The organism is Streptomyces sp. NPDC001507 (genome assembly GCF_042894765.1).
Taxonomy (GTDB): domain Bacteria; phylum Actinomycetota; class Actinomycetes; order Streptomycetales; family Streptomycetaceae; genus Streptomyces.
This window is the reverse complement of sequence record NZ_JBIAVV010000002.1, coordinates 107886-134530: the sequence shown is the minus strand read 5'-3', so window position 1 is coordinate 134530 and position 26645 is coordinate 107886. Positions and strand designations below refer to the sequence as shown.

22 protein-coding genes are annotated in these 26645 nt (G+C 72.4%); 10 read left to right on the top strand and 12 right to left on the bottom strand.

What is annotated here, in order from left to right; translation table 11 throughout:
- Positions 1 to 86 precede the first annotated feature (86 nt).
- From ACFY0K_RS06780 to ACFY0K_RS06760, 5 genes are all read right to left on the bottom strand, one after another.
- Positions 87 to 1697, bottom strand: coding sequence for a methyltransferase (locus ACFY0K_RS06780; protein WP_390638941.1), 1611 nt, complete (start codon positions 1695 to 1697; stop codon positions 87 to 89).
- A 60-nt stretch (positions 1698 to 1757) separates the two neighbouring features.
- On the bottom strand, positions 1758 to 2930 hold the full coding sequence (locus ACFY0K_RS06775; RefSeq protein ID WP_390638940.1) for a 4-hydroxybenzoate 3-monooxygenase: 1173 nt from the start codon (positions 2928 to 2930) through the stop codon (positions 1758 to 1760).
- A 302-nt stretch (positions 2931 to 3232) separates the two neighbouring features.
- Complete coding sequence (locus tag ACFY0K_RS06770; RefSeq protein ID WP_388711331.1) at positions 3233 to 4171, bottom strand: UTP--glucose-1-phosphate uridylyltransferase; 939 nt, start codon at positions 4169 to 4171, stop codon at positions 3233 to 3235.
- A 128-nt stretch (positions 4172 to 4299) separates the two neighbouring features.
- The gene (locus ACFY0K_RS06765) at positions 4300 to 5577 is read right to left on the bottom strand and encodes a CaiB/BaiF CoA transferase family protein (RefSeq protein ID WP_390638939.1); all 1278 of its coding nucleotides are present in this window, start codon (positions 5575 to 5577) and stop codon (positions 4300 to 4302) included.
- A 5-nt stretch (positions 5578 to 5582) separates the two neighbouring features.
- Positions 5583 to 6809 carry an acyl-CoA dehydrogenase family protein gene (locus ACFY0K_RS06760; RefSeq protein ID WP_351954839.1) on the bottom strand — a complete coding sequence of 409 codons (1227 nt, stop codon included), beginning with the start codon at positions 6807 to 6809 and terminating at the stop codon, positions 5583 to 5585.
- A 309-nt stretch (positions 6810 to 7118) separates the two neighbouring features.
- On the opposite strand from ACFY0K_RS06760, the gene ACFY0K_RS06755 reads away from it, so the two are divergent.
- Positions 7119 to 7877 (top strand): intradiol ring-cleavage dioxygenase, encoded by a 759-nt coding sequence (locus ACFY0K_RS06755; protein ID WP_390638938.1) that lies wholly within the window; start codon positions 7119 to 7121, stop codon positions 7875 to 7877.
- A gap of 40 nt (positions 7878 to 7917) precedes the next feature.
- Here the strand turns inward: ACFY0K_RS06755 and ACFY0K_RS06750 are convergent, their stop codons facing one another.
- Entirely contained in the window at positions 7918 to 8382 is a 465-nt protein-coding gene (locus tag ACFY0K_RS06750; RefSeq protein WP_388711337.1) for an ATP-binding protein, read from the bottom strand.
- A gap of 120 nt (positions 8383 to 8502) precedes the next feature.
- On the opposite strand from ACFY0K_RS06750, the gene ACFY0K_RS06745 reads away from it, so the two are divergent.
- Both ACFY0K_RS06745 and ACFY0K_RS06740 read left to right on the top strand, forming a co-directional pair.
- Positions 8503 to 9333 carry a Scr1 family TA system antitoxin-like transcriptional regulator gene (locus ACFY0K_RS06745; protein WP_390638937.1) on the top strand — a complete coding sequence of 277 codons (831 nt, stop codon included), beginning with the start codon at positions 8503 to 8505 and terminating at the stop codon, positions 9331 to 9333.
- The gene (locus ACFY0K_RS06740) at positions 9330 to 9572 is read left to right on the top strand and encodes a DUF397 domain-containing protein (protein ID WP_390638936.1); all 243 of its coding nucleotides are present in this window, start codon (positions 9330 to 9332) and stop codon (positions 9570 to 9572) included. The genes ACFY0K_RS06745 and ACFY0K_RS06740 overlap by 4 nt, the downstream gene beginning before the upstream one ends.
- 870 nt (positions 9573 to 10442) lie before the next feature.
- Here the strand turns inward: ACFY0K_RS06740 and ACFY0K_RS06735 are convergent.
- Together ACFY0K_RS06735 and ACFY0K_RS06730 are read right to left on the bottom strand one after the other, a co-directional pair.
- On the bottom strand, positions 10443 to 10913 hold the full coding sequence (locus ACFY0K_RS06735; protein WP_390638935.1) for a pyridoxamine 5'-phosphate oxidase family protein: 471 nt from the start codon (positions 10911 to 10913) through the stop codon (positions 10443 to 10445).
- 90 nt (positions 10914 to 11003) lie between these two features.
- Positions 11004 to 12179 (bottom strand): hypothetical protein, encoded by a 1176-nt coding sequence (locus ACFY0K_RS06730; RefSeq protein WP_390638934.1) that lies wholly within the window; start codon positions 12177 to 12179, stop codon positions 11004 to 11006.
- Positions 12180 to 12404: 225 nt separating this feature from the next.
- On the opposite strand from ACFY0K_RS06730, the gene ACFY0K_RS06725 reads away from it, so the two are divergent.
- Positions 12405 to 13391, top strand: a complete 987-nt coding sequence (locus ACFY0K_RS06725; RefSeq protein WP_390638933.1) for a GlxA family transcriptional regulator — start codon at positions 12405 to 12407, stop codon at positions 13389 to 13391.
- A 39-nt stretch (positions 13392 to 13430) separates the two neighbouring features.
- On the opposite strand, the gene ACFY0K_RS06720 is transcribed toward ACFY0K_RS06725, so the two are convergent.
- Entirely contained in the window at positions 13431 to 14882 is a 1452-nt protein-coding gene (locus ACFY0K_RS06720; protein ID WP_390638932.1) for a carboxylesterase/lipase family protein, read from the bottom strand.
- 112 nt (positions 14883 to 14994) lie between these two features.
- Between ACFY0K_RS06720 and ACFY0K_RS06715 the strand changes: the two genes are divergently transcribed.
- Complete coding sequence (locus tag ACFY0K_RS06715; protein WP_390638931.1) at positions 14995 to 15972, top strand: AsnC family transcriptional regulator; 978 nt, start codon at positions 14995 to 14997, stop codon at positions 15970 to 15972.
- A gap of 9 nt (positions 15973 to 15981) precedes the next feature.
- On the opposite strand, the gene ACFY0K_RS06710 is transcribed toward ACFY0K_RS06715, so the two are convergent.
- Positions 15982 to 16650: a DUF4360 domain-containing protein gene (locus ACFY0K_RS06710; RefSeq protein WP_351954851.1), complete on the bottom strand. Its 669-nt coding sequence runs from the start codon at positions 16648 to 16650 to the stop codon at positions 15982 to 15984.
- A gap of 204 nt (positions 16651 to 16854) precedes the next feature.
- Entirely contained in the window at positions 16855 to 17313 is a 459-nt protein-coding gene (locus tag ACFY0K_RS06705) for an Rrf2 family transcriptional regulator (protein WP_093503415.1), read from the bottom strand.
- A 73-nt stretch (positions 17314 to 17386) separates the two neighbouring features.
- Between ACFY0K_RS06705 and ACFY0K_RS06700 the strand changes: the two genes are divergently transcribed.
- Complete coding sequence (locus tag ACFY0K_RS06700; RefSeq protein WP_390638930.1) at positions 17387 to 20380, top strand: beta-galactosidase; 2994 nt, start codon at positions 17387 to 17389, stop codon at positions 20378 to 20380.
- 87 nt (positions 20381 to 20467) lie between these two features.
- On the opposite strand, the gene ACFY0K_RS06695 is transcribed toward ACFY0K_RS06700, so the two are convergent.
- Complete coding sequence (locus tag ACFY0K_RS06695) at positions 20468 to 21979, bottom strand: alpha-N-arabinofuranosidase (RefSeq protein WP_390638929.1); 1512 nt, start codon at positions 21977 to 21979, stop codon at positions 20468 to 20470.
- A 390-nt stretch (positions 21980 to 22369) separates the two neighbouring features.
- On the opposite strand from ACFY0K_RS06695, the gene ACFY0K_RS06690 reads away from it, so the two are divergent.
- Genes ACFY0K_RS06690 through ACFY0K_RS06675 form a run of 4 tightly spaced genes read left to right on the top strand, consistent with a single transcriptional unit; the run spans position 22370 to position 26593 of the window.
- Complete coding sequence (locus ACFY0K_RS06690) at positions 22370 to 23632, top strand: MAB_1171c family putative transporter (RefSeq protein WP_390639451.1); 1263 nt, start codon at positions 22370 to 22372, stop codon at positions 23630 to 23632.
- Between the two features lie 56 nt (positions 23633 to 23688).
- Positions 23689 to 24240, top strand: coding sequence for a toxin (locus ACFY0K_RS06685; protein ID WP_351955055.1), 552 nt, complete (start codon positions 23689 to 23691; stop codon positions 24238 to 24240).
- Positions 24237 to 25421, top strand: coding sequence for an MAB_1171c family putative transporter (locus ACFY0K_RS06680; protein WP_388596769.1), 1185 nt, complete (start codon positions 24237 to 24239; stop codon positions 25419 to 25421). The genes ACFY0K_RS06685 and ACFY0K_RS06680 overlap by 4 nt, the downstream gene beginning before the upstream one ends.
- Complete coding sequence (locus ACFY0K_RS06675) at positions 25418 to 26593, top strand: MAB_1171c family putative transporter (RefSeq protein ID WP_388596768.1); 1176 nt, start codon at positions 25418 to 25420, stop codon at positions 26591 to 26593. The genes ACFY0K_RS06680 and ACFY0K_RS06675 overlap by 4 nt, the downstream gene beginning before the upstream one ends.
- The last annotated feature ends 52 nt before the right edge of the window (positions 26594 to 26645 follow it).

Here is a 26645-nt window from a genome sequence, read left to right as displayed (position 1 = left end):
ACGCCGCCCCGTCAGGGGCGCGGGGAACTGCGCGACCAGCCCCCACCGGCCCGCGGGGAAGGAGCCGGCCGGGAGCAGTGGGGTGCTCAGTTGCGGGCGGCTCGCAGGAGGGCGGCTCCCAGCGGGAGGGCGTGGCAGGACGTCGGCTTGAAGCCCGCCTCCTCCAGGAGGCGGGCGTAGTGGGCCTCGTCGCGTTCCCGGCCGCCCACGTTGCACAGCATGTGGATGTCCCAGGCCGCGGCCGTCTCGCTGGGCAGCAGGCGCTCCACGACGAGGAGTTCGGCGCCCGGGCGCATCGCCTCCGCGCAGCGGCGCAGGATGGTGCGGCAGCGGTCGTCGTCCCAGTCGTGCAGGACGCGGGACAGGAGGTACACGTCGCCGCCGGACGGGACGGACGCCGTGAAGTCGCCCTCGGCGAACGTGCAGCGGCCGGAGAGGTCGGCCAGTTCCGACCGGGCCGCCGCCAGGGCGTCGGGGCGTTCCAGCAGGACGCCCGCCAGGTGACCGTGGGCCCGCAGGATCCGGCCGAGCAGGGCGCCGTTGCCGCCGCCGACGTCGACGACGCGTCGTGCGCCGGAGAAGTCGACGAGGTCCGGTACCGGCGCGAACATCTCCGCGCTCGCCGCCATCGACCGGTGGAAGAGGCCGGCGAGTTCGGGGTGCTCGGCGAAGTAGCGGAAGTGGTGCTTGCCGTAGCGGTGGGCGAAAGCTTCCTTCCCCGTGCTGACGGCGTACGGGAGCCCGGCGAAGGAGTCGTAGAACGGGCCGCCGTAGAGCAGTGCGAGGGGGTGGAGGGATTGCTCGGTGTGGGTGCGCAGGGGTTCGCCCAGGGCGGTGAGGTGGTGGGTGCCGTCGGGGGACGAGGTGAGCAGGCCCAGGGTGGCGAGGTAGCGCAGGAGGCGGCGCAGGGCGTCCGGGTCGGTGCCGGTGAGGGTGGCGAGGGTGGTGGCGTCCAGGGCGGGGCGGGCGGCCAGGTGGTCGGCGATGCCCAGTTCGGCCATGGTGCGGACGGCCTGCGTGGCCCAGGCGCCGGTCATGACGCCGAGGAGGGCGAGGGTGGGGTCGGGCAGGGGTTCCTGGCGGCCGGGGAGGCGGAGTTCGAAGCGCCGGTGGCCGGCGGTGCGGAAGTAGAGGACGGTGACGTTCTCGTGGTTGTTGTAGCCGCCGCCGTCCGGGACCGCGCCGCCGCGTTCCGTCAGGAGGGTGCGCAGTCCGGCGGGGATCACCCGGCCCGGTGCGGTCACCGCGAAGGCGTGGTGCGACTCGTGGCCGCCCGCCCGCTCGTCGGCGGCGACCGCCTCCAGCGGGGAGCCGGGCGGCACGGGCAGCGCGAAGATCTCCACGGTCCGCCCGGCCACCGGCACGTGCACGATCCCGACCGGGCTGTCGCCGAGGACGGCGCCATAGCGGCGGGCCAGCCGTCCGCGCACCACCACGCTCGGGGTGACGGGACCCGGGTCGAGGCCGGCGCCGCGCAGGTCGTCGCCGAGCCCGTCGAGGGAGGCGGGGAAGACCAGCACGGCGGTGTGGTCGTAGCCGAGGTGGCGGGCGACGTCGGCCCGCTCGTCGGCCGTCAGGCCGGGCAGCAGCCCGGCGAGGACCTGGTCCGTGTCGTGGTCGCGGACGTGGTCGGCCGCGTGCCGGATCCGGTCCAGGTCGGTTTCCGTCAGACATGCCTGTACGACGGAGAGGTTCATGAAGGGTTCCCGAGGATCGTGGGGCAGGAAGAACCGGGGCGGCAGCGCCGGCCCCGGGGGTCAGATGCCGGTGTAGTTCTCGGCGAAGAAGTCCTGGTGGGCGCGGGAGGCGCGCAGGCTCTCCAGGCGGGCGTACTGCAGCCGGCGGCCGTAGCGGGCCTCGTCGTCCACGCCGGCCGGGCCGTGCAGCAGGCCGCTCATCCAGTGCGAGAACTCGTGGGCCCGCCAGACGCGGGGCAGGCAGTCGGCGGCGTAGCGGGCGAGGCCGGTCCCGTCGCCGTGGGCCAGGGCCGCTTCGAGGGCGAGGGCCAGCAACTCGGCCTGGAGGACGGCGAGGTTGGCGCCCTTGGCAGCCGAGGGGCTGATGAGTCCGGCGGCGTCACCGGCCAGCCACAGCCGTCCGGCGCCCGGGGAGTCCAGGACGTCGGAGCGCAGGTCGACGACGGCCTTCTCCAGGACGGGGCCGGAGCGCAGCGGCCCGAACTCGGCGGTCCGCAGCCGGGTCGCCAGCTCCGTCCAGATCCGGTCCGCGCTCCAGTCGGCGGGGTCGGTACCGCGCGGACACTGGAGGTAGTACCGGGTGACGGTGTCCGTGCGGGCCATGTGGCCGGCGAACCCGCGCTCGTGCAGGGCGTATCCGACGGCCTCCAGGCTGGGCGGGGCCGCGACCAGCACGGCCAGCCAGGAGACCCCGTGGTCCCGGCGGGCGGTCCGGGTGCCGCGGGCCGTCAGCGCGGCGCGGCCGGTCCCCCGGTGCCCGTCGCAGCCGGCCACGTACCGCCCGGTGACGTCGGCACCGCCGCGCACCCGCACCCGGGCCGCCGCGCCCTCCTCGGTCACTTCACCGGCCTCGGCGCCGAACCGGATCTCCCCGCCGCGCCGCAGGTACTCGGCGATCAGGTCCCGTACGAGGTCCTGCTGCGGATAGACGGTGTGCGGCTGACCGAGGCCCAACGTGCCGTAGTCCAGGGTGAACTCGCCGCGGTCGCCGCGGAACAGGCAGGTGGTGTGGGTCTTCCCGCGGGCCAGCAGGCCGTCGGCCAGGCCGTGTTCCGTCAGCACGCGCACGGAGTGGGCGGCCAGGAATCCGGCGCGGGCCCTGCCCTCCACCGCGGCTCGGTCGCGCCGCTCCAGGATCACGCAGTCGACGCCGCGGTCCAGCAGCAGGTTCCCCAGTACGAGCCCTGCCGGGCCGGCGCCGAGGATCACTACACCGGCCTGTGCTGTTGCCATGCCCCGCCCCTGGAGTTGCCCTCTGTCCAGAAGGTTTCATATCAGCCGCAACCCATACATAAGGGTAGGAAGCTGACTAATTACCCCTAAAGGGTTGCCTGAGGTGACGAGAGCTGCCGGGAAACGCCGGGAACCAGGGCGGAAACAGAACGGTGCCCGTCCGCATCGAATGCGAACGGGCACCGGATCGAGCGCCGGGCAGGCCTTGCACCTGCATCTCCCCGCAGGAAGCGGGGCGTCTTTCCTTGGACCACCAACGCAGCACCAGCCTCCGCGAGTTGCGGCGACCAGCTCTGAAACGATCATACCGTACGCTGCACGTCACCCCGCAACTCGCCCCGCACGTCGCCCTCGTCGAGCTTGCTGACCAGACCGCGCAGCACGGGCCCGTACTCGGGGTGGGCGAGGGCGAAGGCCATCTGCGCGACGAGGTAGTCGGCCGGGTTGCCGGTGTCGTACCAGCGGCCCTGGATGACCTGCCCGTACACGGCCCGGCTGCCGGCGTAGGCGTTGATGGCGTCGGTCAGGTACACCTCGCCGGTGCGGTGTTCGTACCAGCGGCGGGTCTGCTCGCGCAGCTCGTCGATGATGCCGGGGGTGACGACGTAGCCGCCGATGGCCGCGTACGGCGACGGCGCGTCGGCCGGCGCGGGCTTCTCGACCAGGCCGGTGATGCGCAGCTGGCCGTCGCCGAGGTCCTCCTTGACGATGGGCACGCCGTAGCGCTGGGAGTCGGCGGGGTCCATCGGGAGCAGGGCGAGGACCGGGCAGCCGGTCTGCTCGTAGGCGCGGATCAGCTGCTGGGCGCGGGGCACCTCGGCGACGAACACGTCGTCGGGCCAGAGCACGAGGACGGGCTCGTCGCCGAAGGAGCGGGCGGCGTTCAGCACGGGCGTGCCGTTGCCGTACGGCCCGTGCTGGTCGAGGTAGGTGATGTGCCCCTTGCGGGCCAGCTCGGCGACCTCCTCGACGGCGTCCGCGTAGGCGGTCTTGCCGTCGGCGCGCAGCTGCTCCACGAGGGCGGGATTGGGCCGGAAGTGGTCCTGGATCAGGCTCTTGCCGCCGGAGACGACGATGGTGATGTCGGTGATCCCGGAGTCCACCAGCTCCCGCACGGTGTGCTCTATCACCGGTTTGTCGCCGACGGGGAGCATCTCCTTCGGCGTGGCCTTGGTCAGGGGCAGCAGGCGGGAGCCCAGTCCGGCGGCGGGGATCACGGCCCTGCGGATCGTCGGGGACATCAGGTCTCTCTCGGTCGGACGGCACGGGGTACGCGGACGCTACCAACGAACCCTGTCCCACCCGGGAAACGCAGACCGGCCGGACCCCTGCTTCCAGACGACTTCGAAGCCAAGCCGAGATGAGGGGTTCAGCGCGGCGGCCCCTGCGGCGGTGTGCCGGGGACAGCTCCCCCGGCGCGCAGTGCGGCGATCTCGGCGGGGCCGAATCCCAGCTCGGCGAGGATCTCGTCGTTGTGCTCGCCCAGGTCCGGCGCCCGCTTCGCGGGCACCTTCGGGACCCCTCGGAGGGTGACCGGGCTGCTGACGGTCTCCGTCAGCCCGCTGACTCCTGCCAGCGGTACGACGATGTCGTTGTCGCGCAGCTGCTGGTCCCGCGCGGCCGCTTCCGGCGTCTGGATGAGGCTGTAGGTGATGCGTTCGCGGCTCAGCGCGTCCTTCCAGTGGTCGAAGGTCTGCGAGCGGAACTCGGTGTCGAGCAGCTCGGTCAGCGCGTCGGCGTGCCGGACCATGCCCTCCAGGTCGGCGAACCTGGGGTCCTCCAGCAGTTCGGGGTGTCCGACGGCGCGTGTCAGTCCCGGCCAGCGGGTGGGCGAGGCGACCAGCATGAACCACTCGCCGTCGGCGGTCTGGTAGGGGTTGATCAGCGGGTTCGCCGGGGCCTTGCGGTCGTGCAGTTCGAAGGGGGTGCCGTGGGCCAGGGCGCCGGCCACGAGGGTTCCGGTGGCCCAGACGCCGGTGGCGAGCAGCGACGTCCCGACGTCGGCGCCCTGTCCGGTCCGTTCGCGGTGGTAGAGGGCGGTCGTGATCGCCGCGTAGACGGCGATCGCCGTCGTGTAGTCGCCGCTGCCCCACACCGGTACGGTCGGCGGGGCACCGGCGTCCCGGGTGGAGGCCAGCAGACCGCTGCGCGACCAGAAGGCGGTCAGGTCGAACCCCGGCTGCCGGGCGTCGGGCCCCGCGTCCCCGAAGCCGGTGAGGTCGGCGTAGACGACCCTCGGGTTCCAGCCGGCGACCTCCTCGTAGCCGAGGTGCAGCTTCTCGCGTGTACCGTGCGGGAAGTTGGTGATCACCACGTCGGCCCACCGGACGAGCCGCTTGAGGACCTCGACGGCCGCCGGAGACTTCAGGTCGAGCACCATGCCCCGCTTGTTGCGGTTGGCCAGGTGCCAGCTGTAGTTGGCCTCGGCCTGCGGGCTGGGCGGTACGGAGCTCAGGCGCCGCTGGGGGTCGCCCGTCCCCGGCGGCTCGATCTTGATGACATCGGCTCCGAAATCGGAGAGCACGGTGGCCGCCGCGGGTCCCGCGATGAACGAGGACGCGTCGAGGACCTTCAGGCCGCTGAAGACGGACTCGGGGGTACCGGATTCGGGGGTACCGGATTCGGAGGTACCGGATTCAGGAGTCATCGCCGTCACTTCACGAAGGCGCTCAGGCCGTCGGTGACGGCGCGTCCCACGATCAGGGTCTGGATCTCGCGGGTGCCCTCGTACGAGTAGAGGGCCTCGGCGTCGGCGACGAAGCGGCCGACCTTGTAGTCGAGGATGATGCCGTTGCCGGCCAGCAGCTCCCGGGCCCAGCCGACGTTCTCCCGCATCCGCACGGTGCAGTAGGCCTTCGCGAGGGCGGAGTGCTCGTCCCGGTAGATCCCGGCGTCCTGCAACTGCGCCAGCCGCGTCACCATCCCGCACGAGGCCGTGGCGTTGCCGAGCATCTTCACCAGCAGGTCCTGGACGAGCTGGAAGCCGCCGATCGGGCGCCCGAACTGCTCGCGCTCCTTCGCGTACCGCAACGCGATCTCGTACGCGCCGAACATCACGCCCACGGCCTGCCAGGCCACCCCGCTGCGTGTCTGGCGCAGGATGCCCGCGGTGTCCTTGAACGAGTTCGCGTTCTGCAGCCGGTTGGCCTCCGGAACGCGGCAGCCCTCGAGCACGATGTCGGCGTTCTGCACGATCCGCAGCGCCATCTTGTTCTCGATCTTCGTCGCGGTGAACCCGGGGGTGTCCTTCTCCACGACGAAGCCCAGCACGTGGTTCGTCTCGGTGTCCCGCGCCCAGATCACGACCAGGTCGGCGAAGGTCGCGTTGCCGATCCACCGCTTGGCCCCGTCGAGGACCCAGCCGTCGCCGTCGCGGCGCGCGGTGGTGCGCAGGCCGCCGGCCACGTCGGAACCGCCGTGCGGCTCGGTCAGCCCGAAGGCCCCGATCTTCTCGAAGCGGCTCATCGCCGGCAGCCACCGCCGCTTCTGCTCCTCGGAGCCGCAGGCGAGGATCGAGCCCATGGCGAGGCCCGTGTGCACGCCGGAGAACGTCGCCAAGGACGCGTCGGCATGCGCGAATTCCAGCGCGAGGAAACCCGAGAGGAGATTGCTCGGCTTCGACTCCGCGGAGTCCGGGTCCGCCCAGTCCGCGAGTCCGAGGCCGCCGAATCCCGGCACCAGCTGGAAGGGGAACTCGGCCCGTGCCCAGTAGTCGTCGACGAGGGGAGCGGCCTGCGTTTCGAGGAACGCACGGACGCGCTCGATCTTCTCCCGCTCGCCGTCCGTCAGCAGTTCCTCGAAGGAGTAGAAGTCGGCGGGCAGCAGCCCTTCGCCCAGGTAGGGACCGGACGGCGTCGGCAGGGGCGGGGTGGCGCCCATGGAAATCCTCCTCCAGCACTGCGGGACAGGGTGGTGACGTCGAAGCCCCTCGCCACCCGGCACTGTCCGTGCGGTGTCTCGGTTCTCCGGCGCGATTAGACCCGGATCCCGCACCGAATTCCGCGAGCCCTCGCCGTTCAGGGGGTGCCCTCGCCGCGGCGAACTACCCTAATGGCCCCTTTGCCCGCACATTGTCCGCGCTGCCGGACACCGGCCGCCGAACGGCTGTCTCAACTCGGGACTTGACGGCCGGTGGCTTTACGGAACTGACAGCTCGCCGACAGGAGCCCTTCCTAAGGTGCCGTGTCCATGACAGATACCTCAGATGGCGCCCGCTCCGTCGGCCGCCGTACCGTACTCGTCGCCACCGGGACGACCGCCGCTGCCCTGGCCGTAGGCGCAGCGGTCTCGACCGAGGCCCCCGCGGCAGCCGCCGCCCCCGACCTCCGGCCGGCCGCCGCGGCGGCGGTCTGCACCCTCACGGAGGAAATGACCGAAGGCCCCTACTACCTCGACGGCGCGCTGGTCCGCACCGACATCACCGAGGGCAAGGCGGGCATCCCGCTCAAGCTCGCCCTCACCGTCGTCAACTCCGCCTGCACCGTCGTCCCGAACGCCCTCGTCGAGGTCTGGCACACCGACGCGCTCGGCGAGTACTCCGGCTACGTCGGCAACAACGGCCACAACGAGGCCGACGACGGCACCTTCCTGCGCGGCGGCGTCCTCACCAACTCCAGCGGCATCGCCAACATCACCACGATCTACCCGGGTTGGTACCGGGGCCGCTGCATCCACATCCACGTGAAGGTCCACACGGGCGTCACCCTGACGTCCAACGGCTCCTTCACCGGAGGCAGGACCGTGCACACCGGCCAGCTCTTCATCGACGAGACCATCACCACGGCGGTCGCCAAGGTCTCGCCCTACTCGACCAACACGACCACCCGCACCACCCTCGCGCAGGACTCGATCTACGACGACGGCGGCGCCTCCTCCGGCCTCATGACCGTCACCGGCTCCACCACCGCCGGCTACACCGGCACGCTCACCCTGGGCGTCTCGACCTGACGCCCCCGGCCCCGGAGGGACACATCCCCCGGGGCCCCGCTCAGGGTCTGCGACGAAGCGGCAGGTCCACCTCGGCCCGTACGGTCTTGCCCGGTGCGCCGTCGCAGTCCCGCTCCAGCACCTCCCACCGATCCGCCAGGGCGTCCACGAGCACGAGCCCGCGCCCACCGGCGTCCAGCGGCCCCGACGGCCGTACGTCCCGGGGGCCGGGCGGCCGCCGTTCGGCCCGGGTGTCGGTGACCTCGACCCGCACGCTCCCCGTCACCACCGACAGCCGCAGCTCGAAGTCCCGCCCCGGCACGCGGCCGTGCGTCACGGCGTTCGCGGCCAGCTCCGCGACGATCACCGACACCTTGTCGATCACCTCCGCCGACGCGAACCGGCCGCCCCATGCGTGGAGTTGCGCGACCGCGAGATGCCGCGCGAGCCGGGCGCCCCGCGGGGTGCCGCTGAGCCGCTGGGCGAGTGTTCGACTGACGGTGACCGTGGTGGGGGGTGCGTCCATGCCCCCAATCTGCCGCCAGGAACGGGCACTTCTCCAGGTGGAAGCCGCGTACGCCGGTCCCGCGTACGCGGTCACGGACTGGACCGTACCGGTGACGCGCCGTCACCATGGGGCCGGGAGGTGGCCTACGTGGGCGATGGAGCGGAGCCGGAGTCGTCGGACAGTCTGCGGACCTTCGGGGCGGTGGTCCAGGCGTTGCGCGAACATGCCGGGCTGAGCAGGGAGGAGTTCGGCGAACGGGTGCGGTTCTCGAAACACACGGTGGCGTCCGTGGAGCTGGGCCGCCGCATGCCGGACGAGTCCTTCGTGGAGGCGGCGGAGGAGGCCCTGGGCAACACGGGCGCGCTGCGGCGGGCGGCGGGGCATGTGGCGCGGCAGCCTGGGTTGGCGGCTTGGTTTCGGCGGTGGGCGCGGATGGAGGCGGCGGCGATCACGCTGTACACCTACGAATGCCGGTTGCTGCCCGGCCTGTTGCAGACGGAGGCGTACGCGCGGACGTTGTTCACCCAACAGCTGCCGCCGCTGGACGACGAGCAGATCGAGGCACAGTGGGTGGCCCGAGCCGACCGACAGCGACTACTGCGCGAGCGCCCCAACACGGCGTTCAGCTTCATCCTGGAAGAGGGGGTGTTCCTGCGCCGGACCGGCGGAACGGAGGTCACCCGAGAACTCATCGACCATGTGCTGCGGCTCGCGGAGCTGCGGAACGTCGAGATCCAGGTCATGCCGCAGGTACAGGAGACTCATGCCGGCCTGGACGGCCCCATGCGGCTGCTGGAAACATCGGAGAACCGCTGGTTCGCCTACTGCGAAGGCCAGGAGAGCGGTCAACTGATCTCTGACTCCAAAGTGGTCAGCATGCTCCAGATGCGGTATGCCAGGATGCGCTCGCAGGCTCACACTATTAGAGACTCAGTCGGCCTGCTGGAGCGGATGCGAGGGGACTTATGAGCACCACCAACCTGGCCTGGTTCAAGAGCAGTTACAGCGGCGGCTCGGGCGACGACTGCGTCGAGGTGGCCCTCTCCTGGCACAAGTCGACCTACAGCAGCGGCAGTCAGGGCGACTGCGTCGAGGTCGCCCCCTGCCCCACCACCATCCACATCCGCGACTCCAAGAACCGCCGGGGCCCCCAGCTCGCCCTCTCCCCCGCCGCGTGGGCCAACTTCCTCACGCACGCCGGAAAGTGACCGTGGGGCCGCCCGCTTCTCTCTCATGGTCGTGCCTCCGCGACCCGAGTAAAGGGCGCTGCGCGTCGCCTTCGGCGATGGGCCTGCGGCCCACCCTTGACACGGGTCGCTCCACCACGGGGAAGAAGCGAGCGGGCAGCCCGGGAAAGTGGGCGGCTCGGGCAAACAGGCCCCACGGCCGGCTGCGTACGCGTCCGGCGTGAAGGGACGCGGTCGCGCCTCGTCGGCACGCCGGGCCGGCAAAGCGGCGAACGGCCGGTGGCGGGTGGCCGAAGGCCAGGGCCGGAGCCACCGGCGCCGCCTCGGCCCTTCGCCCCCACCCTCCGCACCGCCGCACCGTCTGGAGGGGCGAAAGGAGGATGTGTGCCGGGCTGGGGGGATGTCCGCCAGGTGAGGCGGGGATGGACCGGTGGACGGATGGCACGGATCCTCCGATCCACCCGTGACTCCACCGGAACAACAGGACCCTGCGGCTGGGCTGAGCGGTCCGGCCGCCACCGGCCGTTCGCCGCTTGGCCCGCGCGGCGTGCCGCCGAGGCGCGGTGGCGCCCCCGGCCGCGATGCGGACTTGGCCGACGGCTGGGTACACCCCGGTCGGCCCCCGTTCCCCTCCGGCCGCCCGCACGCTTCTCTCCCGTGCTGGAGCGCACCGAGTCAAGGGTGGGCCGCAGGCCCATCGCCGAAGGCGACGCGCAGCGCCCTTTACTCGGTGCGCGGAGGCACGACACTGGCCGGAGAAGCGGGTGGCCTCACGGTCCTTCTCCGCCAGGCGTGCACAACGGCGGGCCTCCGGCGTCTCGGCTGCAGACGCCCTTCGACCGGATCCGTCTCGGCAAGCCCGTGCAAGGGCCCGTGCACGGCCCCGCAGCCCTAGACCAGCCACTTCCCGTCGCGCATTAGGGTCCGTCCGGCCAGCTCCGGGACCGTCCCCCACGCCTGCAGCACCTGCGGGGCGACCTGGAAGAAGACGTACGACGGGTGGTCCTCGCGCGGGTCCCAGCCGTCCTTGGCGGCGAAGGAGTCGCCCACCGCGGCCGGGAGCTCCTCCCGGGTGAGCATGCGCGCGGTGCCGTGGACCAGGACGACGTCGCGGGTGTGGCCGAAGGAGAGCCGGACCCGGCCGGAGGCGATGAGGTTGCGTCCGGTCGGGTTGGTGTCGCGGGTGGCCAGCCACACGCTCCCGCCGTCCCACCAGAAGGCGAGCGGGACGAGGCACGGCTCGCCGCTGGCGTCGGCCGTGGCGACCCACACGTCGTTGTCCCGCGCGAGCCGCTCCAGGGCCTCGCGCTTGCGCTGCTCCTGGCTTCGGGGTTCGCCGCGGGAAGAGTCAACTGATGCCATGCGGCGAGGCTATGAGGTGACGCGTCCGGTCGCATCCGGCGTCGGGCCTAGGGCGCGAGGCGTAGGGCCGTTGCGGCCGGCGGCCGTTCCTCAGGTGTAGCCGCCGCGACGTGGCAGGCCGTGTTCGTCGCGCAGCATCTCCTCCGTGGTGACCGGCACCCGCCGCTGCTCGTGCAGGGCGGTGGAGGTCTCGTTGCCGGTGACGGTCGCCGCCTCCTCGTCACCGATGTTGCGGATGTTGATGCCGTGCATGTTGTGCTGCGCGTGGATCAGTTCGTGCCCGTAGACCAGGAAGGCGGGCGAGACGGCCTCGCCCTCGTGCGCGCCCTCGCTGTCCCGCAGGCCGTGCGGCACGGCGACGACGCTGGTGCTGCCCCTGCCGGGGGTGTCGGGGGCGGACGCGAGTCCTTCGGGCGTGTCGACGGCCGCCTCCGCGCCGACCACGCTGTTGCCGCCCATGAACTCGATCTGCTCGGGGTGGAAGGGCACGACGCCCACCATGGCCGTGCCGGCGCCCGCGACCCCTGCGGTGAGACCGCCGACCAGGTTCCGGCCGTGCTGCCGGGAGAGCAGCCGGGCGTGGTGGGACAGCATCTGGTCCTCGAAGCCCCGCACCGGGGCGGGCGTACGGTCCTCGCCGAACGGCCGCGGGGTCGACGAGGTCCTGATGCCCTGGCCGCCGACCACCCGCGACCAGGTGTCGGACAGCTGCGCCAGGCTCTCGGTGTCCTGGGGACCGATGTCGGCACCGACGGGACGCAGGCCGAACCGGCGCAGGATGCCCACGTACTCGATGTGCCGCTGCTGGATCTCGTCGAGCAAGGCCTTCAGCGCGGTGGTACGCGGGTTGGCCGTCCGGCCGGCCGGGCCGTCGGCGCGGAACTGGCCGTAGACCATGTGCTCGGCGGTGTCCAGAGACATGCCGAGGTCGTCGCAGTGCTTCTGCTGGCTCTCCCTGCCCCGCAGCCGGAACGCGAACCCCTGTGCCGTGGCGATCAGGGAGCGGGCGGTGCCCAGCATCTCCTCCACCGCGTCGACGATGGGCTGGATCTCCGGATCGGCCGTCCTGGTCCGCTGCACCGTCGCGACGGGGTCCCGGAGGCGCTGGACCGCCCGGGTCACCGCTTCGTTGCCGGCGGTCCCCTGGAAATCCCGGACGCCCGCAGGGCTCAGGTCCCGCACGGGCGGCCGGACGGTCGCCGCTTCGGACCGCTGCGGCCCGGCCCCGGTCGCCTCGACCGCGCCGGGCCGTGTCTGCGCGCGCACGCCACTTCTCCTTCATGTCGGCCAGGGCAGAGAGGGAGGATCTTCCACCCTTGGCGACTCGTGGGGAAGGGGCGGAGGGGCAAGCCCGGGGGCAGACATGCCCAGCCCATACCCGCGACAGCCGCCCCGGCGGACCGCGGCCCTAGTCGTGCGCGGCGGGGTCGAACCCCTCGGGTGCCCGGTCCAGGTGGTGGCAGGATAGGCCGTGAGCGATAGGATCGTGCCATGTCCGCCGACATCGACTTCCTGCCCGCCCGCCCGCACCGGGTCGTCGTGCTCGCTCTCGACGGGGTCTACCCCTTCGAACTGGGGATCCCGAACCGCGTCTTCGCCTGCGTTCCCGGCGCCTACGACGTGGTGACCTGCACGGCGACGGACGACCGTACGGTGGCGACCAACGCCGACTTCACCATCACCGTCGGGCACGGGCCCGAGGCGCTGGAGAGCGCGGACACCGTGGTCGTACCGCCGTACGACATGGCGCGGATCGCGCAGGAGCTGTCCGGGCCCGACGCCGCCGCGCTGGCGCGGATCCGGCCCGGGACCCGGATCGTCTCCATCTGCACGGGGGCGTTCGCGCTCGCGGCGGCCGGGATGCTCGACGGGCGGCCGGCGACGACGCACTGGGCGCTGGCGCCGCGGTTCCGGCGGATGTTCCCGCAGGTGGCGCTGGATCCGGACGTGCTGTTCATCGACGACGGGGATGTGCTGACCTCGGCCGGGGCGGCCTCCGGCGTCGACGTGTGCCTGCACGTCGTGCGCTCCGACCACGGCAGCGCGGTCGCCAACAGCGTGGCCCGGCAGTGCGTCGTACCGCCGTGGCGGGACGGGGGCCAGGCGCAGTACATCGAGCTGCCGGTGCCGGACGAGGGCGCCACCGGTACGGCGGCCACCCGGGCGTGGGCCCTGGAGAACCTGGAACGGCCGCTGGCGCTGCAGGAGCTGGCCGAGCACGCCCGGATGAGCCGGCGCACCTTCGCCCGCCGGTTCCAGGAGGAGACGGGGACGAGCCCGGGGCGCTGGCTGATCCAGCAGCGGGTGCGGCGCGCCCGCGACCTCCTGGAGACCAGCGAGCTGTCGGTCGACCGGATCGCCGCCGAGGTCGGCTTCGCCACCGGCACGTCGCTGCGGCAGCACCTGCACGCGGCGATCGGCGTCTCCCCGCAGGCCTACCGGAACACGTTCCGGGCCACGGCGGCCGGCCGGGTCTGAGCGGGCCGCCGCCGTCCGGGTTCAGCCGGTTCAGCCGGTTCAGCCGAAGTGGCGGACGCGGGCAGGCATGCCGGGGGCGTACGGGAGCCAGTCCCGCACCGAGCCGGTCCTGACGAACTCGGCGACGGCGGTGGCGAACTCGTGCCCGAGGGCGCGCTGGGCGTCGCCGACACTGCCGAGCATCGGGCTGTCCGGGTAGGCGTCGAACGTGTTGAAGAGGAAGGGGAGTTCGGCGCAGTGCGCGGCGCCGAGGGCGTGCGGGTCCGCGGCCGGGCGGTAGTCGAACTCGTAGACGTGGGTCGCGTTGCCGCCGGCCGCGTGGTGGTCGGCGATCTGCAGTGAGCCGTCGCGGAAGAGGGTGTCCGTGCCGATCGCGGTGAAGATCTGCGCGGGGGTGCCCTGCGGGAGCCGGGCGGCGTACGCGTCGTAGATCGCCCCGGCCCGGTCGCCTGCCTGGGCGGACAGGAGGTCCAGGGCACCGGCGCCGGTGAGGTTCCGGACGGCCGGGTCGAAGGCGAAGAAGGACGTGGCCTCGTCGGCGGTGGTCCCGATGAGCAGCGGCTTGCCCTCCAGGGCGCCGTCGGCGAGCGCCCGCTGCCAGGTGCGGGGCATGCCGGGGGCGCCGAGCACCGGGTACATGGGCGGGGCGGCGTTGCCGGGGCGGGCGAGGCGGGCCGCCAGCTGCCCGTAGGCGGACAGGAGCCGCTCGGCGGGCAGGGCGCGCAGGGCCTGCGCGGTGCCGGCGCCGGCCGGGACGCCGAGCAGCTCCAGGTAGGCCCCGGCGTTCGCGGCCGCGTCCTCGGGGTCCTGCGGGGCCAGTCCGAACGGGCCGCTCTGCACGAGCACCCGGGTGACCAGGCCGGAGGTCGCCGGGTCGAGCGCCAGGGACAGCGCGGAGTAGGCGCCGGCCGACTGTCCGCCGACCGTCACCGCGCGCGGGTCGCCGCCGAAGGAGGCGATGTTGTCCCGCACCCAGCGCAGCACGGCGGCCTGGTCCTGGGGGCCGAGGTTGGCGGCGCCGATCTCCGGGAGGTACAGGTAACCCAGCGGTCCCACCCGGTAGTTGGCGGTGACGACCACGATGTCGCCGAGGGCGGCGAGGCGGCCGCCGTCGTACCAGTCCCAGCCGCCGGAACCGCTGGTGAAGCCGCCGCCGTGCCACCAGAGCAGGACCGGGCGGGGCGTGCCGTCCGCCAGGGCCCCGCGTGGCGCGAAGACGTTGACGGTGAGGCTGCCGTCCTCGTCCCAGTCCGGCACCCGGTGTCCCATCACCCGCTCCAGGCGGGACGGGCCCTGCGGGACGGACGGTCCGGCCTTGACCGCCTCCCGCACCCCCGTCCAGCCCTCGTGCGGCCGCGGTGCGGCGAACCGCAGCCCGCCGACCGGTGACGCGGCGTACGGGATGCCCCGGAAGGAGACCGCCCCGCCTTCCGCCACGCCCTGCACCCTGCCCTGCTCCGTGGCCACGACCGGGTTCTCGATGCCCGCCATGGTGCTCACCTCTCTCGGTTCGGCTGCGATGTCACCGATCCTCACCAGGAGTGCGGAGATGAGCCAGAATGCGGGCTGGATATCGAGAAAGCGTGTCATATCATCGATCGATATGGAGAAAGCGCGTCATCAGCTGGACGAGACCGACAGCCGGATCGCCGCCGCGATGCTGGCCTCCCCGCGAGCCTCCTGGCGCACGGTGGGGCGGGTCCTCGGGGTCTCGGAGCGGACCGTGGTGCGGCGGGCGGCGCCGCTCTACCACGACGGCACGCTGCGGGCCACGGCCGTCCGCAACCCGGTGTGCTTCCCCGACCTGATCCCGCTGGCCCTGCGCATCCGCTGCAAGCCCAACCGGATCAGCGCCATCGCCGCCACCCTGGCCCGCCGCCCCGACACGATCTGGGTGGACGTCCTCGGCGGCGGCGACGAGATCTGCACGATCCTGTTCCTGGACGGGCCGGACGCCCGCAACAACCTGCTGCTGCGCGACCTTCCGGCCACCGCGGCGGTCCAGTCGTGGACCTCGCACGCGCTGCTGCGCGTCTTTCCGGCCGGTTTCGACTGGAGCGGCGGCCTGCTGTCGCAGGAGGAGCTGGCCAGTCTGCGCCCCGACCTGCCGGAGGGCGCCCCGCGCCCCGCGCTCACCCCGGCCGACCACCAGCTGGTCGCCGGGCTCGTGGAGGACGGGCGGGCCTCCTACACGGACCTCGCCCGCCGGGCCGGCATCAGTGCCCTGACCGCCCGCCGGCGCCTGGAGGCGCTGACGGGCGGCCTGGTCCTCAGGCTCGCGACCGAGGTCGATCTCGCCCGGCTGGGCATCCGTACCGAGGCGTTGTTGTGGATGACGGTGGCCCCCGGCCGCCTGGAGGAGACCGGGCGGCGGCTGAGCCGTCATCCACAGGTGCGGTTCGCCTCGGCCACCACCGGCTCGGCCAACCTGGTCGTGGCCGTGGCGGCGGCCGACCTCGACGCGCTCTACGTCTTCCTGAGCGAGACGGTCGGCGCCCTGGAGCACGTCTCCGCGATGGAGGTCACACCCATCCTGACCGGGGTCAAGCGGACCGGACTGGTCCGGCCGGGAAGCCTGTGACCGGCCGGGCTACTTGGCGGGGCAGTGCTTCCAGGCCAGGTGGTAGACGGTGCTGATCTCGCCGTCGGTGGAGTCCATGGTCATGAAGCTGACCTTGCCGGGGTTCGCGCTGCCGGCGCTCACCCGCAGCTCGGTGTTGATGTTGAAGTTGCGCTGGACCCCGCAGGGCGCCCAGACCAGCTGGGCCCAGTCGGTGGTGTCGGTGGCCTGCCAGTTGTCGTTGTAGGGGCCGGTGAAGGGGTGGTTGGCGGACGCGGTGTTGGAGGAGCCCTGGAAGTAGTACGAGGCACGCTGGGTGCCGGTGGCGCCCGGCTGGAGCGAGGCGAAGCCGCGGTAGTCGGCGCTGGCGATGGCGTAGGTGAAGCCGCCCGGCACGTGGACGACCAGGTTGAGCTGGCAGTTGCGCCGGAAGGCGGTCGGGTCGGAGTTGCCGCCCGCCTGGGCGAGGTAGGCGCTGTAGGTGACGGTGAAGGCCTCGTTGTCCTCGGACACGGCGACCGCGGTGGTTCCCTGCGGACAGCCGGAGCCGTTCACCGTGGCGACGTTGATGACGATCTTGTCCGGCGGCGGGTCGTCGAAGACCGGCGACGACGAGGCCTGAGCCTGAGCGGGCAGCCCGGCGGTGAGCAGCGCGGCCAGCGCTCCGCCGAACAGGAGTCGGTGTCTCCTGGGTCCCATGGTTTCTCCGGTTCGGTGATCGAGTGGGGGGTTGCACCCGCGGCCGTCCCGTAGTTCCGTAGTTCACTTTTGAAGAAACTGTGAGTTTCCTGTGAAGGCCGGGGCGCTCGAATCGTAGGAACCATGGCATGAACCGGTCAGGTCGAACTCCGGCCATTCACAACGCCGGATTTCACACCCCCCCAGAGGCACCGCCGCAGGGGCTCAGGGGTTCTCCCAGGCCGCCGGTTCCGCCGCCAGCGCCCGTACCGGCTCCGGCAGGGCGTCCGCCGCGATGTCCGCCACCGTGACGCCTTCGAGGATCCTGCGGACGTTGGCGCGCAGGGCGATCCACAGGGGCAGCAGCGGCTGGGCGGTGCCGGTGTAGGCCAGGCCCGTCGGACGCTCGCCGCGCACCGAGACGATCGGGCCGTCCACCGCGCGGATCAGGTCGGCCACGGTGATCGCGGACGCCTCCCGCGCCAGCCGGTAGCCGCCGCCCCCGCCACGCCGGCTGTCGACGATCCCGGCACGCCGGAGGTCACCCAGAATGCCCTCGAGGAACTTGTGCGGGATGTCCTGGGCGCCGGCGATCTCCTCCGCCTTCACGGGGCCCTCTCCCTGCCGTACGGCGAGCTCCAGAACCGCCCGTACCGCGTAATCCGCTCGTGCCGAGATCCTCATGCGTCCATTGTGGGGCGTCCTCCCGTGGACAATGGCCGCACCCGCGCCCCGTAAGATCGCCCGGGAGGATCCCTTGGCGCTCAGCAGACGTACCTTCAGTGCCCTCGCCGGCTCGGCCGCGCTCGGCTTCGCACTGGGCGGCAGCGGCGGCCCCGGGGCGCCCGCGGCCTACGCGGCACGCAGTGTGCCGACCGGCCCGGCACCGGCCGCGCCGAGAGCCGACGGACGGCGGCACACCATCGGCTACGACCACTACTCCCTCGTCGTGGACGGGCGGCGCCTGGTGGTCTGGTCCGGCGAGCTGCACCCCTTCCGCCTGCCGAGCCCGTCCCTGTGGCGGGACGTCCTGGAGAAGATGCGGGGGCACGGCTACAACACGGTCAGCATCTACGTGGCGTGGAACTACCACTCCCCCGCGCCCGGGGAGTACGACTTCACCGGCGTACGCGACCTCGATCTCTTCCTGCGCACGGCGGCCGAGACCGGGCTGTACGTGATCCTCCGCCCCGGCCCCTACATCAACGCCGAGGTCGACGCGGGCGGCTTCCCCGGCTGGCTCACCGCCACCGAGGGCGCCGCCCGGGGCACCGACCCGACCTACCTCGGCCACGTCGACCAGTGGCTGACGGCCGTCAACCGCATCGTCCGCCGCCACCAGCACACCGACGGCGGCGGCACCGTCCTGCTCTACCAGATCGAGAACGAGTACGACGGCCACGTCACGGACCCCAGCGGCCCCGCCTACATGTCCCACCTCTACAAGAAGGTGCGGGCCGACGGCATCGACGTCCCCCTCTTCCACAACGACAAGGGCCGCAACGGCTACTGGATCCCCGGCTCCTTCGACACGGGCGGCGAGCGGGGCAAGTGGCTGTACGGCTTCGACGGCTATCCCTCGCCCTCCCAGCCCCCGCCGGACTGGGGCGACTTCGGGATCGGCGGCCTCAAGGGCGGTGCGACCGCGAGCCCGCGCACCCCCGGGTTCGTGCCGGAGTACGGGGGCGGCTGGTTCGACCCCTGGGGCGGGGTCGAGTTCGGCGGCAAGGGGTACGCCGAGTCCCGGCGCACCCGCGACGCGGCCTACGAACGCCGCTTCTACCTCACCAACCTCGCCAACGGCCTCACCCTCCACAACGTCTACATGACCTTCGGCGGCACCACCTGGGGCTGGCTGCCGGCACCGGTCGTCTACACGTCGTACGACTACGGCGCCGCCATCGACGAGGCCCGCAACGTCACCCCGAAGATCGCGCCGATGCACCAGCTCGGCCATCTCCTGCAGCGCGTACCGGACTTCGCGAAGCTGGACCGCGCGGCCGACGTCCACGTGGCCGGGCTGAAGACGTACCACCTCACCAACCCCGACACCCAGGCACACGTCTACGTCCTGCGCAACGACGGCGCCGACGAGGTCACCTCCACGCTGCGCACCGCCGACGGCGACGACGTCGAGCTGACCGTCGCGGGCCACGACGCCCGGCTCGTCACCACCGGCCTCTCCCTCGGCAGGCGGACGCTGCGCTACTGCACCGCCCAGCCGATGTTCGTGCTCACCGCGGGCCGCCAGGACATCGCCCTGTTCACCGGCCGCTACGGCGAGATGGCGCACCTCGTCCTGGAGTGCCCGGCCGAGCCGTTGGTCCAGCGCGTCGACCCCGAGGCGGCCTGGGTCTACGACCAGGGCGTCCTGCACGTCACCGCGCCGCTCGGAAAGGGCGGGCTCACCCGGGTCCTGGTCCAGCGCGGCGAGTCCGACACCCCGCTGCTCCTCCTCTTCGCCGACGACGCGACCTCCGTACGGCTGTTCCCGTACGACACCCCGTCCGGCACGCTCCTGGTCTACGGCCCGGCGCTGCTGCGCCACGCGAAGCTCGACGGGTCCGCCGTGCACCTCACCGGGGACATCGTCGGGTCGAGCGGCGTCGAGGTCTGGGGGCCCCGCGGGATCACCTCGGTCACCTGGAACGGGCAGCCGGTACAGACCCGGGTGACCGTCTCGGAGAGCCTGGTCGCCCTCGCGCGGATGCCGGCGGCGCCGCGGCCGGCGCTGCCGGAACTGACCGGCTGGCGCCGGAGGACCGAGAACCCCGAGGCCGCGGCCGGCTTCGACGACTCGGCGTGGCGGACCGCCGACAAGAAGACGTCGTTCAGCACGACGGCCGTCCCGGCGGGCCGGCCGGTGCTCTTCGCCGACGACTACGGCTTCCACTACGGGGACGTCTGGTACCGGGCGCGGATCGAGGGAGGCATCGAGGACCTGGAGTCCGTCTCCCTCGCCTACAGCACCGGCACCCAGGGCATGCTGATGGCCTGGCTGGACGGGGTGCCGCTGGGCTCGCACCGGATGCCGGTGCCGGATGCGAAGACGGTGCGCAAGGGGAGCTGGACGGCCACCGCCGAGTTCTCCGCCGACGGGCTCAGGAAGAAGCTCGGGAAGAAGCAGCGCAGGAAGCCGGGGCACGTGCTGTCCGTGCTGGTGCGGCGGATGCAGCACGACATGGACGGCGGGTCGCTCGACACCCACAAGGCGGCACGCGGGCTGACCGACGTCTCCTTCAAGGGCGTCTCGCCGAAGGTGAGTTGGCGGATCCAGGGGGCGGTCGCACCGGATCCGGTGCGGGGGCCGCAGAACACCGGCGGGCTGTACGGGGAGCGGGAGGGCTGGCACCTGCCCGGGTTCGCGGACGGCGGCTGGGAGCCGGTCACGCTTCCCCGCTCCGACGAGGGGATGGGCGTCACCTGGTACCGGACCGGGTTCCGGCTGTCCGTGCCGGGCGGGGTGGACGCGTCGGTGGGGCTGGTCCTGGAGGACGATCCGGCGCGGGCCTACCGGGTGCAGATCTTCCTCAACGGGTGGAACCTCGGGCAGTACGTCAACGACGTGGGGCCGCAGCACACGTTCGTGCTGCCGAACGGGATCCTGCGGACCCGCGGGGCCAACACATTGGCGCTGGCCGTGCTTGCGGACGGGACGAGCGAGGCCGGGCCGGGGGTCGTACGGCTGGAGTTGCTGGGGAGTGCGGTCGGAGGAGTTCCAGTGACTTCGGTGGACTCCCCCGGCCGTTGACTGCGGGCCGGTGGGGGCTGGTCGCGCAGGTCCTCCCCCGGCCTTCGTCCGGGGGTACCCCCAGCGCCCCTGGCGGGGCGCTTCACCTCACGCCAGTCGAATCATGTTCCAGGAGAGAGGTTCGAGGACCGCGCTCAGCGTGCCCTCGTTCAGCGATGTGCCCCCCGCCGGACGAGGTGTCACCCGCTCCGGTTCCTCCAGGGTGTTGCGGGCGTCCGGGTCCTCGTCGGCCAGGACGCTGTGCTCCGCCACGGACGTCAGGCCGAGGCCGCTCAGGGCCACCTCCAGCGGCAGCGGCTCCGTGCGGCTGCGGTTCACGGCGAAGACGGTGACCGTGCCGTCGTCGGCCCTGACGGCGGTCGCGTGCAGCAGGTTCGTCTCGCCGTACTTCTTCGTGTCGTACGTCGGCGAGTCCACGCGTACGTCCAGGACCCGGCCCCTGCCGTACCGCGACGCCTGGGCGAAGGGGAAGAACGTCGTCTGGCGCCAGGCCGGGCCGCCGGGCTCCGTCAGGATCGGGGCGATGACGTTGACCAGCTGGGCCAGGCAGGCGACCGTGACGCGGTCGGCGTGGCGGAGCAGGGCGATGAGGAGGGAGCCGAAGACCACGGCGTCCAGGACGCTGTAGTTGTCCTCCAGGAGACGCGGGGCCTCCGGCCAGTCCCGTGCGTCGGAGTTCTCGATCTCGTGCCACCTCGACGTGTACCAGACGTTCCACTCGTCGAAGGAGAGGTTGATCTTCTTCCGGGACTTCAGCCTGGCGCCCACGTGGTCACAGGTGGCGACCACGTTCTCGATGAAGGACTCCATGTCGACGGCGGAGGCCAGGAAGGAGTCGAGATCGCCGTCCTGGGGCTCGTAGTAGGCGTGCAGGGAGATGTAGTCGACCAGGTCGTACGTCTCCGCGAGGACCGTCGCCTCCCACTCGGCGAAGGTCGGCATGGACTGGCTGGAGGAACCGCAGGCGACCAGTTCCACGGACGGGTCCATCTGGCGCATGGCGCGGGCCGTCTCGGCGGCGACCCGGCCGTACTCCTCGGCCGTCTTGTGGCCGGTCTGCCAGGGGCCGTCCATCTCGTTGCCCAGGCACCAGACCTTGATGCCGAAGGGGTCCTTGTCGCCGTGCGCGGCCCGGAGGTCGGAGAGGGCGGTGCCGGAGGGGTGGTTGGCGTACTCCTGGAGTTCCAGGGCCTCCGCCACGCCCCGCGTGCCGAGGTTGATCGCCATCATCGGCTCGGCCTGCGGGCCGACCTTCTTCAGGAAGGCGATGTACTCGGAGAGGCCGAAGCGGTTGGTCTCCGTCGACCGCCAGGCGAGGTCGAGGCGGCGGGGGCGGTCCTCGGCGGGGCCGACCGAGTCCTCCCACCGGTAGCCGGAGACGAAGTTGCCGCCCGGGTAGCGCAGGGTGGTGACGCCGAGTTCCCGGATCAGGCCGAGGACGTCCTGGCGGAGGCCGGCGGGATCAGCGGTGGGGTGCGTCGGCTCGAAGATGCCGGTGTAGACACAGCGGCCCAGGTGCTCGACGAAGGAGCCGAAGAGGCGGGGGTTGACTTCGCCGGTGGTGAAGGCGGGGTCGAGGGTGAAGCGGGCGGTGCGCAATGTTCGCCTTTCGGGGGTGGGTTGTTCTCTGTCGTGGGCGGGTGCAGGTTGTCCGTGGCCGGTCGCGCAGTTCCCCGCGCCCCTGACGCAAGCGGGGCCGTTACTGAAGAAGTCCTACCTGTTCGAAATGTCGTATGGCGCTCGTGACTTCGAACGGGACCGTAAAATCCAAGCGCTCGCGCGTCAATGGGGTGAGCAGGCTTCAACGGATTTCGGTCCGTACCCTCGCGCGCCTCCCCGACGTCGGTTTCCGGACACAGCGGTCGTTCGCGGTCCCACGACGGCCAGCGGAGGACATGACGCCGTCAGTTCCGGGCGCGTAACCTCGGACCGGCCGTGCGGCGGACGGCGGCGGACGGCCGGGGAGAGGGGGGAGCGTACGACGTGGTGATGACCTTCCTCGGCGAGCTGTACACGTCCTTCGTGTGGATTCCCACCGCGATCCTCGTCGCCGCCCTCGTGCTCAGACTGCCGAGCATCCTCCGGCTCTGGCGCGACCCGCTGCTGCGCGCGGTCGGCGGGCTGCTGCTGCTCGCCTGCGCCGTGTTCGTGTCCGTGACGCCGGCCACGATCACCTGGACCAACCGGGTCACGGGCGTGCCCAACATCTCGGCCCCCTGGGTCTACTCGCTGCTGACCGCGTTCAGCGGCTCGGGGCTGCTGCTGATCATCGCCTGGCGGGGCGGCCCCGCCGACCGCTCGGCCGCGGACCGGCGCGCCAGGCGCTGGGTGATCTCCGTCTACTCGGCCGTGATCGTGGCGCTGTGGGTGCTTTTCGCCCTCGCGGACGTACCCGTGGAGCGGGTGCGGGACCTCGACACGTACTACGCCAACACGCCATTCATGCGCGAGGAGATCCTGCTCTATCTGCTCGCCCACACGGTGGCCGTGGCGATCACCTCGTGGCTCGTGTGGAACTGGGTCCGCGCCGACGGTCTCGGCGCCCGGCTGCGCTGCGGGCTGACGTTCCTGGGGATCGGCTACGGCCTGAACCTCGTCTTCGACCTCGCCAAGTTCACTGCCGTGACGGCCCGCCTGACCGGCCACGACCTGGACCGGCTGAGCACGGACGTCGCCCCGCCGGTGGCCTGTCTGGCCGCCATCCTGATCGCCGTCGGCTTCATCCTGCCGCACGCCGGCCAGTACCTGCACGACCGCCGGCGTGTGCGCCTCGCCCACCGCGAACTGCGGCCGCTGTACCGGCTGTTGCGGACCGTCAACGGCGAGGGACTCCCCTTCCCGCCCCGCGCCACCCCCGAACTGCGCCTGGTCCGACGGGAGACGTACATCCGCGACGTACTCCTCCCGCTCGCCCGGCACCTCGACGAGGAGCTGCGCGCCAGGGCGTACCGGGCGGCGCTGCGGCTGGAGTTCCCGCCCGCCCGGGCCCGGGCCCTCGCCGCGGCGGTGGCGATCCTGGACGCCGTGGCCGACGGGGGGCGCTCCGCCCACGGCGACGGTGCGACGAGCCACCCCGACGCGACGGAGCTGCTCCAGGAGATCGGGGCGGTCTCACGGGAGTTGCGCCACCCCGACGTGATCGACGCCGTTCGCGTGGCGGCGGAGCCGGCCGGATCCGCGGAGGCGCCTCGTTCGGCGGAGGCGGCTCGTTCGGCGGAGGCGGCCGGTTCCTTCCTGCCGCGTCGACGGTGAGGTGGCTGAGGCGGATCATGTCCTGGCATATTGCAGCGGTGCGCACGAAGAAGGAGATGCGCCGGCTCGCCGGTGCCCTCGTCGAGCCCATGCGGGTTCCGGTGCCCGCCGACCCCGAGGCCCTGTTCGACGCACTGGTCGACTCCGTCTGCCGCTGGCGGGGACGTGAGGTCGTCGTCCGGCGTGAGGTGTTCCCGCCCCACACCGCGAGCGGGCTGTGGCTGGAGGGCGACACGTACGACGTCGTCGTCGTGGACAAACGGGCCGCCGTCTGGCACCAGATCGTGATCTTCTGCCACGAGGTGTGGCACATGCACCAGCGCGACGCCCGCCCCTCGCCCGCGCCGCCCGCGGACGGCGACCCGCGCCCCGTCGCCGCGCGCACCGACTTCAGCCTCGCCGACGAGCAGGAGGCCGACCGCTTCGGCATGTTGATGAGCGGGCGGCTGCGCCCCTGGCTGGAGGCCGCCGCGGGCTCCGCCGCCGAGGGCGGCGCGGCGGCCGGGGACGACGCCCAGGGCCTCGCCGGGCGCATCGGCGCCGCCCTCAACTACCGTGGCACGAGCGGCGGTCCGGGAAGCGGATCGGGAGACGGACCGGGAAGATGAACGGCCTGATCAACTACGTCAGCTGCGGTCTGCTGTGGCTGGGCCTGCTGGTGAAGGCCCCCGACCTGGTACGTCACTGGCGCGACCCCTACCTGCGCGTCATCTGCGTGGTGCTCGGCCTGGCCGGCACCTGCTTCTTCCTCGGGGCACCCCCCACCGTCGGGGCGGTCAACCACCTCAGCGGCGTCCCGAACCTCGCCGCCCCGCTGACCTACGCGTCGATCACCGCCTACAGCGCCTCCTCCCAGGTCCTGATCGTCTACTGGCGCGGCGGACCCCATGTGCACCGCACGGCCCGCCGCTGGATCGTGGGGTACGCCATCGTCCTCGTCGGCATCGCGGCGATGTTCGTGCTGGGCGACACGCCCGTGGAGCGCCGCACCGACCTGGACACCTACTACGCGACCACCCCGTTCACCGCCGAGATGATCGTGCTGTACCTGGCCGGGCACCTCGCCGCCGTCAGCGTCACCGCGGTGTCGTCGCTGCGCTGGGCCCGGCGGGTGCACGGCTGGCTGCGGGCGGGCCTGGTCATCCTCGGCGTCGGCTCGCTGTGCGGCGCCGGGTACAGCCTGCCCAAGCTCGCCGCCGTGGTGGCCCGCTGGTGCGGCCTCGACTGGTCCTGGGTCAGTACGACCGTGTCACCGGCCGCTGCCGGGGTCAGCGCGCTGCTGACCGTCATCGGCGTGCTGATCCCGCTGACCGGGCCCCGGCTGACGCAGCGGTGGCGGGCCCGGCGGACCTTCGCCCGCCTCGAACCGCTGGAACGGGAGCTGGACGAACTCCTCACCCGGCGCGCGCTGCGGCTGCCCCGGCCGCGCTGGTCCTCCGCCGCCACCCGGCTGGTGTGGCGCCAGACGAGCATCCACAACGCACTCGGCCACCTGAACGCGTTCTTCGACCGGGGCCTTTACGAACGGACGCTGGAGACCGCGGCACGGACCACGAACGACCCGGAATGGGCCGAGGCCACCGCGTGGGCGGCGGTGATCGCCGCGGCCGCGGTGGAGGAGCGCGGCCCGGGCCACCGGCTCGCGCCCGTCGGCGAACCGGACTGGTTCGCGGACCGCAACCCCGCTCCCGCCCTGCTGGTACGGGTGGCCGACGCCCTGGTGCTGTCCCCGCTCGTCGCGGCCGCCCGGCTCCGCGTCGGTACGACGGAAGGGATCAGCCGGGCATGAGCCTCGTGGTGTACCTCGCGGGCGCCGTCTTCGGGCTCTCCTGCGTCGTCCTGCTCCGCAGACCCCTGGCGGCCCCGCGCAACCCGCTCACCGTGTCCACCTGCGTCGCAATCGTCCTGGGCGCCCTGGTCTTCGTCTGCTCGGCCCCGCTGACCCTGTCCGCCGTCAACCGCCTCACGGGCATCGCGAACTTCGGCGCCCCCCTCACCTACGGCATGCTCTCCGCGTACAGCTGCTCCCTGCTGGTCCTGCTGATCAACTGGCGGGGCGGAACCCCGGCCCGGATCCGCCGCCTGGTGCTGCGCACCATGGCCGCCTACGGCGCGCTGATCGTCGCCATCGTCGTGCTGTTCACCCTGGCCGGCCCGAGCACCGAGCGGCTCACCGACCTCGACACGTACTACGCGAACACGCCGTACATGCGCGAGATGATCGTGCTCTACCTGCTCGGGCACAGCGCGGCCACCCTGGTGATGTGCGCCGTGTGCGTCACCTGGAGCCGTGAGGTCACCGGTCTGCTCAGGACCGGGCTGCGGCTGATCCTGACCGGGATCCTGCTGGACGTGGTGGGCTTCCAGCTCGCCAAGTACACGGCGCTCGTGGCCCGCTGGTCCGGGCACGACCTCGACTTCCTGTCCACCGGTGTCGCCCCGCCGATGGCCTCGCTGGGCGCCCTGACGTGCTCCCTGGGCTTCGTCCTGCCGAGGCTGCTGCCGGTGGCCCTGGCCTGCCGGCGTGACCTCGACGACCTGCGCGGCCTCGGTCCGTTGTGGTCGGAGGTGCGGTTCGCCTCCCTCGCGCCGAAGCCGCCCATGGCCGTGTGGCAGCCGCCCCGGGTACGCCTGCACTGGCGGGAGGTCTCCATCCACGACGGCCTGCTGGCACTGGCCCCCTACTTCGACGACGGGGTGCGCGAGCGCGCCCGGGACGCCGCCCTGCACGAGGGCCGCTCCGCGCACGAGGCCCGGGTCGCGGCCGAGGCGGCCATGGTGAGCGACGCGGCCCGCCGCGCCGCCGCCCACGAGGAGCCCCGCACCACCCCGAGCACGTACCGGCTCCACGCCACGGAGGTGGCCGGCACGGGCGGGCTGGTCGAGCTGGCGCAGGCGCTCACCCGGTCCCGGCTCACCGCCACGGTGCCGGAAGGTACGGTGAGGGCCACGCCGGGGTGAGGGCGGTCCCGGGGTGAACACCCCCCTGCAACAAGGGCGTCCGCCCCGGCCG